We start from the raw sequence: 12,307 nt of genomic DNA on the forward strand, positions 1-12,307 counted from the left end.
CAACCGGCCGGCGGTCCGGCCGTGCGTTCGTCAACCGTGATGGGTATCGGGCAGGTTCTCGCGGACGATGTTCGCGATCACCGCGTCGGCTTCGGACAATTGCTTGGCATACGCCTGGGTGCTCAGCAGCGGCTTGGCCGGCGGCGCGGCGGCGAGCACGGCGCCGCCGCGTTCGCGGATGCCGACATCGACGTGCATGCTCAGGCCCAGGCGCAGCGGGTGTTCGGCCAGTTGCCTGGGATCGACTTCGATCCGCACCGGCACGCGCTGGATGATCTTGATCCAGTTGCCGCTGGCGTTCTGCGCCGGCAGCAGCGAAAAGGCGCTGCCGGTGCCCATGCCCAGACTGACCAGCTTGCCCTGGTAGGTCACGTCGCTGCCGTACAGGTCCGAGTGCAATTCGACCGGCTGGCCGATGCGCATGTCGGCGAGTTGGGTTTCCTTGAAGTTGGCCTCGATCCATACCTGCTCCAGCGGCACGATCGTCATCAGCGCGGTGCCCGGCTGCACGCGCTGGCCGAGTTGCACGCTGCGCTTGGCGACATAGCCGTCGACCGGCGCGACGATGGCCGCGCGCTGCAGGTTCAGATAGGCCTGGCGCAATTGCGCGGCGGCCGCGGCGACCTGCGGTTGCCTGGCGACGGTGGTGGCGTCGACCAGCGCGCGATTGCGCGCCAGCGCGCCGCGCGAGGACGACAGCGCCGCTTCGGCCGCGGCGAGTTCGTCGCGGGCGTGGGCGAGCTCTTCGGCCGAGACCGCGCCGGCTGCGACCAGGCCTTCGCGGCGCTTCACGTCGGCGCGCGCCTTCTGCACCGCGACCTGGCGTGCCGACAGATCGGCCTGGCCGGCATCGACCGCGCTGAACAGACCGCGCACCTGGCGCACGGTGTTGGCGAGGTTGGCGGTGGCCTGGTCGTAGGCGACCTGCGCATCGTTCGGGTCGAGTTGGACCAACACCTGGCCGGCGCTGACTTTCATGCCGTCGTCGGCGCCGATGCTCACTACCGTGCCGAGCGTCTGCGGGGTGATGCTGACCACGTTGCCCTGGACGTAAGCGTCGTCGGTGTCCTGATGCCAGCGCAGCACCAGCATGTAGTACAGGCCCCAGGCGATCGCGGCTAGCGCGACCGCCCCGAGCAGGATCAACAGTGCCTTGCGGCGCTTGCCGTTGGACGGCGGGGCGGCGGCTGCGGCCGCGGCTTGCGGATTGATGTCGGTGGTCATGGCATGGAGGCCTTGGCGATAACGCTGGAATCGGAGGTGGTGACGGGGCGCTTGGCGGCGACCGGGTCGGGCGCGCGCAGCTCGAGGCCGCCGCCGAGCGCGCGGTCGAGGTCGATCGCCGCGGCCAGGCGCTGCGCGCGCAAGCCGGCGAGCTGCTGATCGAGCTGCAGCAGCGGACGTTGCGCCGACAGCACCTCGAGCTGGGTGCCCAGGCCGGCGCGGTAGCGGGTGCCGGCGATCTGCCAGGCCTGTTGCGCGGCATCGCGCGCCTGCTGCGCCGACAGCAATTGCGCATCGAGCGAGCGCGACGCCTGCAGGGCGTCGGCGACTTCGCGCAAGGCGGCGATCAGATTCTGGTTGTAGTTCGCGACGGCGAGGTCGTACTCGGCATCGCTTTCGGCGAGCTGGTTGCGCAAACGGCCGCCGTCGAAGATCGGCAGGCTCAGCGCCGGGCCGCCCTGGATCAGCACCGCATCGCTGCCGAACAGATCCGACAGGCCGCCCGAGGCCAGGCCGAGCATCGCGCTGAGGTTCACGCTCGGATAGAAGTCGGCCTTGGCCGCCTTGATCCCGTGCGACGCGGCTTCCACGCGCCAGCGCGCGGCGACCACGTCGGGGCGATGGCCGAGCAACTCGCTCGAGGTCACCGCAGGGATCGCCGGCGACTTCGCCTCGAGCAGGGCCGGGCGGGCGAGGTCGAGGCCGCGGTCCGGGCCCTTGCCGAGCAGTGCGGCGATCGCGTTGCGGGTGGCGTCGATCTGTTGCTGCGCCGCCTGCATCTGCTGGTCGGCGGCGGCGCTGGCGCTTTCGGCGTTGCGGATCTGCAGCTGATTGTCGAGGCCGGCCTTGACCCGCTGGCGGCCTAGGCCGAGCAGATGTTCGGAGCGTTGCTTTTCGGCCTGGGCGACATCGAACGCGGCATGGGCCTGGGCCAGCGCAACGTAGGCGCGGGCGATGTTCGACGACAGGGTCAGGCGCGCGGCCTGCGATTCGACTTCGGCGGCGCGGGCCTGGCCGAGTGCGGCCTGCCAGCGTGCGCGCTTGCCGCCCCACAGGTCGGGGCTGTACTTGAAGCTCAGCGACAACACTTCGACGCCGCTGTACTTGCCGCCGAGCGGCTCCGGGGCGACCGTCTCGGGCAGTTGCAGGCCGGAGTACTGGGCGCTGCCGCCGAGGGTGGGCTTGCGCGCGGCGTCCGCGAGGCCGGCCTGGGCGATGGCCTGGCGCACGCGCGCGTCGGCGGCGTCCAGGCCCGGCGTGCCGGCCAGGGCCTCGTCGATCAAATCATTCAATTGCGCGTCGCCGAGCGAGTTCCACCAGTCGCGCTGCGGAAAGGCGGCGTCGGACAGCGACGCGCCGGCGAAGCTGCGCTGGGTCGCGAGATCGTCGGGATCGAGCGCGCGGCCTTCGGGGACCAGGCCGCGGGTGCTGGCGCAGCCGGCGAGGATCAGCGCCGCGGCGAGCGGCGCGAGCACGAAGAGCAGCCCGCGGCGCGGGCGAGTGTCGATGGCGGACATGGCTCAGGAACCGGTGAGGGAGAGGTTGTCGCGAACCTGTTCGAGCAGACGGTAGAGCTGGTCGCGGTCGTTTTCGCTGAGGCCGGCCATCGCGCGTTCGCGCACGCGGCGGCCGCACTGGTCGATGTCGGTCCAGATCGCCGAACCGGCCTCGGTCAAATGGATGTTGATCGCGCGGCGATCGTCGGGATCGGCGACGCGTGCGACCAGACCGCGGCTTTCCAGTTTGTCGAGCAAGCGGGTCATCGCCCCCGGGTTGAGCTGGGCGGCACGCGCCAGCTCGGTCACGCCGGCGGTGCCGATCGCGAGTTCCTTGAGGGTGATGAACTGGCTGAAGGTCAGATCGTGGCCGGCCTGGGCCAGCTCGCGTTCCATCTGCGCCCACATCGCGTCGCGTACCTGGCGGAACAGCAGGCCGAGGTTCGAGGTGGAGCAGGGCTGGGTCGGATTGGGGGTGGTCATGGCGCGAAATAATCTGCGCCCAGGCAATAGTTGTCAAGGCAAATATTGTTCCGGCAAGCGCCGGTTAAGCGAAGTCGACAGACCGTGCATACAGGCGCCGCCCGCGGCGTGTGCGCAGGCAAGTAATTGATTCATCGGTTATTGCGGCGCAGCCTAGCTTTTGGCTGCTGGTCTCGGCGGCGCTCAGCTCGGAACGCTCCGCGCCCGCAGGCGCCGCGTTCCTCAGGTCCTGCGCAGGACCAGTTCGAGCACGAACTTGCTGCCGAAGAAGGCCAGCACCAACAAGACCATCGCCGCGAGGGTCCAACGCACCGCGGTGGCGCCGCGCCAGCCGTAGCGCCAGCGCCCCAGCAGCAAGCCACCGAAGGCCAGCCAGGACAGCACGCTGAGCACGGTCTTGTGGACCAGATGCTGGGCGAGCAGGTTCTCGACGAACAGCACCCCGGTCAGCAGGGTCGCGGTCAACAGGGCGAAGCCGACCGCGATGGTGCGGAACAACAGGCTTTCCAGTTCCACCAGCGGCGGCAGGGCGCGCAGCCAGCCGTGGAACTCGCGCCGGCGCAGGGCGCGTTCCTGCAGCCAGAGCATCAGCGCGAACAGGGCGGCGACGGCCAGGGTGGCGTAGGCGAGCAGTGCGAACCAGGCGTGCAACTGAAGGCGCCAGTCCAGCGGCGCCGGGTGCTGGACGTGGCCGGTGAACTGATAGGCGCCCAACATCAGCGCGGCGAGCGGGAACACCACCACCCCGAGCGCGGCCATCCGTCCGGAGGCGCCGACCACCGCGGTCAGCGCGGCCATGCCCAGGCCGACCAGGGACAGCGCGGCGAAGAAGTGCAGGTCGGCGCCGCCGGCGGCGCGCCAGGCCAGGAAATGCGCGGCGCCGTGCAGCAGCACCGCCAGGTTGGCCGGCACCAGCCACGACCGCGCCTGCCGCCCGCCGTCGTGGCGCACCGCTGCGATCAGCAGCCCGCTGGCGACGAGATAGAGTGCGACCGCGATGAGAACGATTGTCATCGCGGCAGTGTGGCATAGCGGCATGGCGATCTGCAGCGGCCGGATGGCGGATTCGCGCGCCGGGCTATACTTCGCGGTCTCATCAGACCCATACGGCAGGCCGCCCGGCATCGTCCCGGTCGCGCCGGCCCCAACGCAGGTAGCGCGCGCATGTTCGAATCCCTGACCCAACGCCTCTCCGGCACCATCGAGCGCCTGCGTGGCCGCGGCCGTCTGACCGAGGAAAACATCCGCGAATCGCTTCGCGAGGTCCGCATCGCCCTGCTCGAGGCCGACGTCGCCCTGCCGGTGGTGCAGGCCCTGATCGAGCGGATCAAGATCCGCGCGGTCGGCCAGGAAGTGCTCAAGAGCCTGACCCCGGGCCAGGCCCTGATCAAGGTGGTGCGCGACGAGCTGACCACGGTCATGGGCTCGCAGGCCGCCGACCTGAACCTCAACGTGCCGGCGCCGGCGGTGATCCTGATGGCCGGCCTGCAGGGCGCCGGCAAGACCACCACCGTCGGCAAGCTCGCCAAGCACCTGCGCGAGCGCCGCAAGAAGAAGGTCATGGTGGTCTCGGCCGACGTCTACCGCCCGGCCGCGATCGAGCAGCTCAAGCAGCTCGCCGAGCAGGTCGAGGTGCTGTTCTTCGCCTCCGACGCCTCGCAGAAGCCCGAGGACATCGTCCGCGCGGCGATCGCCGACGCGCGCAAGTCCTACGTCGACGTGCTGCTGGTCGACACCGCCGGCCGCCTCGCCATCGACGAAGCGATGATGAGCGAGATCAAGTCGCTGCACGCCGCCGCCGCGCCGGTCGAGACATTGTTCGTGGTCGATTCGATGACCGGCCAGGACGCCGCGATCACCGCCAAGGCCTTCAGCGAAGCGCTGCCGCTCACCGGCGTGGTGTTGACCAAGACCGACGGCGACGCCCGCGGCGGCGCGGCCTTGTCGGTGCGCTACGTCACCGGCCGCCCGATCAAGTTCATCGGTGTCGGCGAGAAGCCCGACGGCCTCGACGTGTTCCACCCCGACCGCGTCGCCAGCCGCATTCTCGACATGGGCGACGTGCTGTCGCTGGTCGAGCAGGTCGAGCAGCAGGTCGACAAGGACAAGGCGCAGAAGCTCGCCGAGAAGGTCGCCAAGGGCAAGAAGTTCGACCTCAACGACATGAAGGACCAGCTCGAGCAGATGCAGAACATGGGCGGCCTGCATGGCCTCATGGACAAGCTGCCGGGCATGGGCCAGATCCCGGAGTCGGTCAAGAACCAGGTCACCGGCAAGGAAGTGCCGCGCATGGTCGCGATCATCAATTCGATGACCAAGAAGGAGCGCCGCAACCCGGGCCTGCTCAACGGCTCCCGCCGCGCCCGCATCGCCAAGGGCGCCGGCCTGACCCCAGCCGACGTCAACAAGCTGATGAAGCAGTATCAGCAGATGGAAAAGATGATGAGCAAGCTGTCCGGCGGCGGCATGAAGGGCCTGATGCGCGGCATGAAGGGCATGATGGGCGGCCGCGGCGGCATGCCGTTCCGCTGATCGCGCCACACTCGCGGCGTCGACACCGCAGATCGAAAACGGCGGCCGCGGGCCGCCGTTTTTGTGCCGTCGAGTCGCTGCCGTCGCCTTGTCTGGCCCGCAGGCGCACGCCAGGCGGATGGGACCGCGCCGTCCGGACGCGGCGGCAGCCCTGCAGGAGGGTCGCGATTTCGTTCAGGGATGGCGGTGTGCCGGCGATCCGGGCTGATCCGGGCCCGATCCGGTCCGGGCCCCGATCCGACCGAACGGGGGGGGGGCGGGTCGGCGGGGAAGGTCCGGGTTTGCCCAAGCCGCGGAATCGGTTAGACTTTCCGGCTTACCCCGTCATTCCGACGGCTGGGCAACACAGGAAAGCAGACCCCATGGTCAAGATTCGACTGACCCGCGGCGGCGCCAAGAAGCGTCCGTTCTACCACATCATCGTCACCGACAGCCGCAGCGCCCGCGACGGCCGCAACATCGAGCGCGTCGGTTTCTACAACCCGGTTGCCGCCGGCGCCGAAAAGCGCGTCGAGCTCAACGTCGAGCGCGTCAAGCACTGGGTTTCCCAGGGCGCGCAGCTGACCGAGAAGGTCGCCGACCTGTACAAGCAGGCCGTCAAGGCCGCTCCGGCCGCCTGAGCCGGCGGGCCGCGCGCCTGGCGCGCGGCCCGATTACGCACCGATGACAGATTCCACGCGCCGCATCCTGCTGGGCAGGGTGCTTGGCGCTTTCGGTCTTCGCGGCGAAGCTAAGCTCGAGTCCTGGACCGAGCCGCGCGTCGCGATCTTCCGCTACCAGCCCTGGATCGTGCGCGACCCGCAGGGCCGCGAACGCGAGCTTTCGGGCGTGCGCGGGCGCGAAAGCGGCAAGTACCTGATCGCCAATTTCCCCGAGGTCACCGATCGCGACGCGGTCGAGGCCATGCACGGCACCGAGATATACGTGCCGCGTTCGGCGCTGCCGCCGCCCAAGGCCGGCGAATACTACTGGGTCGACCTGGAAGGCCTGCGCGTGGTCACCACCGAGGGCGTTTCGCTCGGCACGGTCTCGCACCTGTTCTCCACCGGCGCCAACGACGTGCTGGTCGCGCGCGACGACACCCGCGAGCGCATGATTCCGTTCGTGCTGCCGCAGTACGTTACTTCGGTCGATTTCGAGGCCAATCTGGTCACGGTGGATTGGGATCCGGATTTCTAGAAGTGAGCGTGTAAGAAGTGAGGAGCGAGCGGAGCCGCTGATCCTGTGACTCACTGTTCGCCCCTCCAGGCTCCTTTTTAAGCCGTGTTCCGAGAGTGCGAAAGTTTCCCGCTTCTTCTCGCTTCTCACTTCTCTTGGCTCACTCCTCGACATGCGCATCGACCTCATCAGCCTGTTCCCCGAATTCGTCGCCCAGTGCGCCGCGTTCGGCGTGGTCGGCCGTGCCGGCGAACGCGGGCTGTTGTCGCTGCACGGCTGGAATCCGCGCGACTACGCCGAGGGCAATTACCGGCGCGTCGACGAGCGTCCGTTCGGCGGCGGTCCCGGCATGGTGATGCTGATCGAACCGCTGCGCGCGGCGATCCGCGCCGCGCGCGCGGCCGACCCGACGCCGGCGCGAGTGGTCTACATGAGCCCGCAGGGCGTGCGCCTGGACCAGGCCAAGGTCCGCGAACTGGCCGCCCATGAACGCCTGATCCTGCTGTGCGGCCGCTACGAAGGCGTCGACGAGCGCCTGATCCAGGCCGAGGTCGATGAGGAAATCTCGATCGGCGACTACGTCCTGTCCGGCGGCGAGCTCGCCGCGGCGGTGATCGTCGACGCGGTCGCCCGGCTTCAGGACGGCGCCCTCAACGACGCCGAGTCGGCGGTCCAGGACAGTTTCGAGGACGGCCTGCTCGACTGCCCGCATTACACCCGTCCGGTCGAGCACGAGCTCGGCGCCGTGCCGGCGGTGCTGATGTCGGGCAACCACGCCCATATCGCGCGCTGGCGCCGGCAGCAGTCGTTGGGCCGGACCTGGCAGCGCCGCCCCGACCTGCTCGACGAGGCCGCCCTGTCCAAGGCCGACCGCAAGCTGCTGGAGGCCTACCGGGCCGAGCTGGCGGCGGTCCAGGCCGCCGCGGCGGTGCCGGGCGAGGGCGGGGCTGGAAGCGTTTCCAGCGACGACCCGGCCCCGGCCGGGGCTTCCGGCCCGGGCGGATCGGCCTGAAGCCCGCCCCGGACTGGCAACGCGGGGAAAAATGCCGCTATAATTAGCCGCTTAGCCGTACCCATTTGCTGTACCGATGCCATGACGCGGGTCCACGTGCACTCGCGCAACAACTAATCCAACAGGCCGCACCCATGAACAAGCCCTCTATCCACACCCTGCTGCAGAACTTCGAAGCCGAACAGATCCAGCGCAAGCTGCCCGACTTCAGCCCCGGCGACACCGTCGTGGTCAACGTCAAGGTCAAGGAAGGCAACCGCGAGCGCGTCCAGGCCTATGAAGGCGTGGTCATCGCCAAGAAGAACGGCGGCCTGAACTCCTCGTTCACCGTGCGCAAGATCTCGCACGGCTTCGGCGTCGAGCGCGTCTTCCAGACCCACAGCGCGATCATCGACTCGGTCGACGTCAAGCGCCGCGGCAAGGTTCGCGCCGGCAAGCTGTACTACCTGCGCGGCCTGGAAGGCAAGAAGGCCCGCATCAAGGAAGACCTCGCTGCCTACGCGCGCGCCAAGAGCGCTGCCGCGGCCACCGCAGCCGAGTAATCCCGTCGCCGCGCTTCACCGCGCAGCGCATCGAACGGCCGCCGCAAGGCGGCCGTTTTCGTTTCCGCGGGCCTCGGCCGGAGCGAAGCGTCGGCGGTATTTCGGTTGCAGATCGACCGCCGCATCGAGCGGTTTCGTGCGCCGCCGACCTCGCTGCGGCAGTGCTGGCGCGATGGCCGGGCGTGCCGCTGCGATTGGCCGCAACCGCCCCGTCGATTGGCCGCCGCGGCGATGTACGCCGAGTCCGGTTCGCGCTAGATTCCCGACGCGGCGCGGCCGCACGTTGCCGCCCCCGCGGCAGGAGAGGGCAAGTGAATCCGGGTTTGTCCGAAGGCGATATCTGCACCTATCTGCGCAGCGACGGCGCCTGGGGGTTCTTCTGGGTGCAGCGCATCGATGCCTTGCCCGACGGACGCGACGCCTTGTCGCTGCGCAAGTTCGACACCCATACCGCCGAGGAAGTGCGGCGCGAGCACCTCGACGAAGTCGCCGAACTCAAGAGCCTGCGCCTGCTCGGCCATTTCCCCATCGTCGGCACGCGCGTGGCGGAAGTCGAGCCGCGGGTGATCGGCCACATGCCGGTGCGCGAAGAGGATCTGGAGGGCTACCGGATCTGGCGCGAGGCCTTCGACAAAGGCGAGGCCGGGGTGTTCACGCTCGCCTTGCAGGACATCTGAGCGCGACGCCTGTCGGCGACGACGGCGTGGCGGCGCCGGCGTGCCGGTCGGTGCGCCGCAAGTCGTCGTAACGCGGTCGCGGCCCGCGCCGGTCCGACCCGAGGGTTATCGCCGGTGTCGGCGCGAGATCGAGACGTCGCGGTCCCGGCTGACGCCGCTCCTGCAGTGAGGCTGCCTCAGGACGCAGGACGCTCGGGCGAGCCCGAATCGGTATCTGCATCGGCCTCGGGATGAGCATCGGCGACAGCGGCGAGTTCGTGGATCCGCTCCGGGCTGGCATCGGCCACCGGCGCCGGCGGTTGCGCGGCGATTTCGGCCGGGGTGGCGATGGTCTGGGTGGCGATCGGCGCGACCACGCGCTCGGGCGCGGCCATCATCCGCGAACGCCGCCAGCCGCCCCAGCGGTAGTAGGCCATCGACATCAGCATCGAGCACAGCGCGCTGACCGGAAAACTCCACCACAGCGCATCGGTGCCGATCAGCGGCTGCAGGAGAGTCGCGAACGGCACCCGGATGCCCCACAGCGCGAAGCCCAGGATCAACAACGGCGGCACCACCGCGCCGGTCGCGCGCACCACGCCGGAAATCACGAAGGTCACGCCGAAGAACAGGAACGACCAGATCGCGATGTGGTTGAGGTGGCGCGCGATCTCGAACGATGCGCTGCCCTCGGGCAGGAACAGCGCCAGGGTGTAGCGGTCGAACAGGATCAGCGGCACGATCAGGGCGCCGGTCATGAGGAAGTTGAAACCGGTGCCGGTGCGCGCGGTCGCATCGACCCGCTCCCAACGGCCGGCGCCGACGCTCTGCGCAGCGATAGACGAACAGGCCGCGCCGATCGCCATCGCCGGCATCTGCACATAGGTCCACAACTGCAGGGCGGCGCCGTAGCCGGCCGCGGTGCCGGTGCCGTGGGCATTGACCAGGCTGATCATCGCGATCATCGCCAGCGAGATCAGCACCATCTGCAGGCCCATCGGCACGCCCTTGACGATCAGCGCGCGCAACACGCCGGGGTCGATCTTGAGCAGGTGCGCGTCCTGGCGTCCGAGCCAGAGCACATGGCGCTTGCGCCGCAGGTGCAGCAGCATCGCCATCAGGCTCAAGCCCTGGGCGAAAAAGGTCGAGGCCGCCGAGCCGGCGATGCCGAGCGCGGGCACCGGCCCCCAGCCGAAGATCAGCAAGGGGTTGAAGGCGATGTCGAGCGCCACCGACATCAGCAGGAAGCGGAACGGCGTGCGCGAATCGCCGGCGCCGCGCAGGGCCGCGGAGACGAAGGCGAAGGCGTACAGGAACGGCATCGACAGGAAGATCACCCGCAGGTAATCCTCGGCCAGCGGCAGCGCCGCCGCCGGGGTGCCCATCGCGCGCAATACCGGGTCGGCCATGAACCAGCCGGCCGCGGCGATCAGCGCCGACAGGCCGATAAAGAAGGTCGCGCTGGTGCCCATGACCCGCCGCGCGCGGGCGGTGTCCTTGGCGCCGATCGCCTGGCCGATCAGGATGGTCGCGGCCATGCCGATGCCGAAGATCGAACCGATCAGGAAGAACATGATGTTGTTGGCGTTCGCGGTCGCGGTCAGCGCGGCTTCGCCGAGATAGCGCCCGACCCAGATCGAATTGATCGAGCCGTTGAGCGACTGCGCGGCGTTGCCGGCCATGATCGGCAGGGCGAAGCCGATCATCGTGCGTCCGATCGGGCCTTCGGTCAGCAGAGGGCTGCCGCGTGAGGGGCTGGAGGCCATGGCGGGATCCGTGCGGGGTCGCGGCAGTATGCCGGCTGAGCGGTGAGCGGCGCGGCCATGCCGTCCGCGGCCCTCAGTTGCCGTGTAGGAAGGCGGTGGTATCTTTCGCGCCGATGAGCAAGCAAGAGATTCCCTCGCCGCCGCCGCAGGCCTCGGTCCGCCTGGATCTGTGGTTGTGGGCGGCGCGCTTCTTCAAGACCCGCAGCCTGGCGCGGCAGGCGGTCGAGACCGGCAAGGTCGAGATCGGCGGCCAGCGCGGCAAGGCCTCGCGCGCGCTGCGCGTCGGCGATGCCTTGCGCATCGCGCGCGGCGAGGAAGTGTTCGAGATCGCGGTGACCGGGCTCAGCGATACGCGCGGGCCGGCCAGCGTCGCCCAGGCCCTGTATGCCGAGACCGAGGCCTCGCGCCTGGCGCGCGAGCAGGCACGGGCGATGCGCGCGGCCGAACGCAACGGCTATCGCGCGCCGGAGAGCAAGCCCGACAAGCGCGCGCGGCGACTGATCAAGGCCTTGGGCGATATCGACGCGCTGTGAGTCGCGGGTTCTGCGGGCCACAATGCCGGACGAAAGCGCCGAAACGCACGCGCCGAACTCAAACCTCTCAAAAGAACTTCCAAACGCCCCCAAACGAAAACGGCTGCGCCGGGCGCAGCCGTCGTCGACGGATCGGAATGCCGGGCGGGCGTCAGCGCTGGCCGCCGCCGAGCAGGCCGCCGCCGATCTTGAGCAGGTCGCCGAGGCCGACCTGGCCGTCGCCGTCCCGATCGAGCACCGCGCCGAGCAGGCCGCCGCCTAGGCCGCCCTGCTGCGAGATGCGTTGCTCTTCCTGACCGAGGACCTGGCCGAGCGCCTGCGGCGAGGCCGCCTGGTTGCCGCCGGACATCATCCGTTGGGCGAGGTAGGACAGGACGATCGGCGCCAGCACCTTCAACAAGGTATTGGCCTGGCTGCCGCCGAGGCCGGTGGCCTGGCCGAGGCCTTCCGCCGCGGTTTCCTGGCGGCCGCCGAAGATGTGGCCGAGGATGCCGGCGCCGTCGGTCTGCCGGCTTGCGCCGCCGCCGAGCACCGCACCGAGCACGCTGCCGATGTCGAGGCCGCCGCCTGCGCCGGCATGGTCGCGTTGCAGCGCGCCGAACAGCGCTTCGGCGCCATGCGGCTGGCTGGCATTGCGGCCGAGCGCGCCGATCAGCAGAGGCAGGGCGGCACTCACTGCGTTCTGCGTCTGCGGTTGCGACAGCCCGAGTTGGCTGCCCAGTTGCGCCAGCGGCTGGCCTTGGAGTTGGTTGAGAAGGTCGTCGGTCAGCGAAGCGCTCATCAGGGTAGGTCCAGTGCTGGGAAACCCGATGCTAGCGCCGGCCGATGAGCTTGGGGTGAGATTCGCGGGTTTTTTTCGCTGGCACACCTGCCAGCCGATAAGCGGCCGATAAGCCGCCTATGCA

Annotated in this window: 13 protein-coding genes; 7 read left to right on the forward strand and 6 right to left on the reverse strand. The window is 69.4% G+C overall.

Annotated elements, in window-relative coordinates; all coding sequences use genetic code 11:
- Positions 1 to 30 precede the first annotated feature (30 nt).
- The 4 genes from ACSAMQ_RS02735 to ACSAMQ_RS02750 all read right to left on the reverse strand — a co-directional run bounded on the left by ACSAMQ_RS02735 (position 31) and on the right by ACSAMQ_RS02750 (position 4,217).
- Positions 31 to 1,224: an efflux RND transporter periplasmic adaptor subunit gene (locus ACSAMQ_RS02735; protein ID WP_435394175.1), complete on the reverse strand. Its 1,194-nt coding sequence runs from the start codon at positions 1,222 to 1,224 to the stop codon at positions 31 to 33.
- The gene (locus tag ACSAMQ_RS02740; RefSeq protein ID WP_435394176.1) at positions 1,221 to 2,741 is read right to left on the reverse strand and encodes an efflux transporter outer membrane subunit; all 1,521 of its coding nucleotides are present in this window, start codon (positions 2,739 to 2,741) and stop codon (positions 1,221 to 1,223) included. Before ACSAMQ_RS02740 ends, ACSAMQ_RS02735 begins: the two co-directional genes overlap by 4 nt.
- A gap of 3 nt (positions 2,742 to 2,744) precedes the next feature.
- Complete coding sequence (locus ACSAMQ_RS02745) at positions 2,745 to 3,203, reverse strand: MarR family winged helix-turn-helix transcriptional regulator (protein WP_435394177.1); 459 nt, start codon at positions 3,201 to 3,203, stop codon at positions 2,745 to 2,747.
- 222 nt (positions 3,204 to 3,425) lie between these two features.
- On the reverse strand, positions 3,426 to 4,217 hold the full coding sequence (locus ACSAMQ_RS02750) for a cytochrome C assembly family protein (RefSeq protein ID WP_435394178.1): 792 nt from the start codon (positions 4,215 to 4,217) through the stop codon (positions 3,426 to 3,428).
- A 150-nt stretch (positions 4,218 to 4,367) separates the two neighbouring features.
- Here ACSAMQ_RS02750 and ffh point away from each other — a divergent pair, with 150 nt between their 5' ends.
- From ffh to ACSAMQ_RS02780, 6 genes are all read left to right on the forward strand, one after another.
- Positions 4,368 to 5,735 (forward strand): signal recognition particle protein, encoded by a 1,368-nt coding sequence (gene ffh, locus ACSAMQ_RS02755; RefSeq protein ID WP_435394179.1) that lies wholly within the window; start codon positions 4,368 to 4,370, stop codon positions 5,733 to 5,735.
- Positions 5,736 to 6,097: 362 nt separating this feature from the next.
- Positions 6,098 to 6,355 carry a 30S ribosomal protein S16 gene (gene rpsP, locus ACSAMQ_RS02760; RefSeq protein ID WP_031371749.1) on the forward strand — a complete coding sequence of 86 codons (258 nt, stop codon included), beginning with the start codon at positions 6,098 to 6,100 and terminating at the stop codon, positions 6,353 to 6,355.
- Between the two features lie 43 nt (positions 6,356 to 6,398).
- A complete protein-coding gene (rimM, locus tag ACSAMQ_RS02765; RefSeq protein WP_435394180.1) occupies positions 6,399 to 6,914 on the forward strand; it encodes a ribosome maturation factor RimM in 516 nt (171 codons plus the stop codon).
- 151 nt (positions 6,915 to 7,065) lie between these two features.
- A complete protein-coding gene (gene trmD / locus ACSAMQ_RS02770; RefSeq protein WP_435394181.1) occupies positions 7,066 to 7,905 on the forward strand; it encodes a tRNA (guanosine(37)-N1)-methyltransferase TrmD in 840 nt (279 codons plus the stop codon).
- 134 nt (positions 7,906 to 8,039) lie between these two features.
- Positions 8,040 to 8,447, forward strand: coding sequence for a 50S ribosomal protein L19 (rplS, locus tag ACSAMQ_RS02775; protein WP_223619390.1), 408 nt, complete (start codon positions 8,040 to 8,042; stop codon positions 8,445 to 8,447).
- 311 nt (positions 8,448 to 8,758) lie between these two features.
- Entirely contained in the window at positions 8,759 to 9,124 is a 366-nt protein-coding gene (locus ACSAMQ_RS02780; RefSeq protein ID WP_435394182.1) for a hypothetical protein, read from the forward strand.
- A 176-nt stretch (positions 9,125 to 9,300) separates the two neighbouring features.
- Here the strand turns inward: ACSAMQ_RS02780 and ACSAMQ_RS02785 are convergent, their stop codons facing one another.
- Entirely contained in the window at positions 9,301 to 10,869 is a 1,569-nt protein-coding gene (locus ACSAMQ_RS02785; RefSeq protein ID WP_435394183.1) for an MATE family efflux transporter, read from the reverse strand.
- 113 nt (positions 10,870 to 10,982) lie between these two features.
- On the opposite strand from ACSAMQ_RS02785, the gene ACSAMQ_RS02790 reads away from it, so the two are divergent.
- Positions 10,983 to 11,402 carry an RNA-binding S4 domain-containing protein gene (locus ACSAMQ_RS02790; RefSeq protein WP_435394184.1) on the forward strand — a complete coding sequence of 140 codons (420 nt, stop codon included), beginning with the start codon at positions 10,983 to 10,985 and terminating at the stop codon, positions 11,400 to 11,402.
- 151 nt (positions 11,403 to 11,553) lie between these two features.
- Here ACSAMQ_RS02790 and ACSAMQ_RS02795 read toward each other — a convergent pair whose 3' ends face one another.
- Positions 11,554 to 12,183 carry a DUF937 domain-containing protein gene (locus ACSAMQ_RS02795; RefSeq protein WP_435394185.1) on the reverse strand — a complete coding sequence of 210 codons (630 nt, stop codon included), beginning with the start codon at positions 12,181 to 12,183 and terminating at the stop codon, positions 11,554 to 11,556.
- Positions 12,184 to 12,307: the final 124 nt, after the last annotated feature.

This window comes from Lysobacter sp. 1R34A (genome assembly GCF_051217035.1).
Taxonomy (GTDB): Bacteria; Pseudomonadota; Gammaproteobacteria; order Xanthomonadales; family Xanthomonadaceae; genus Lysobacter.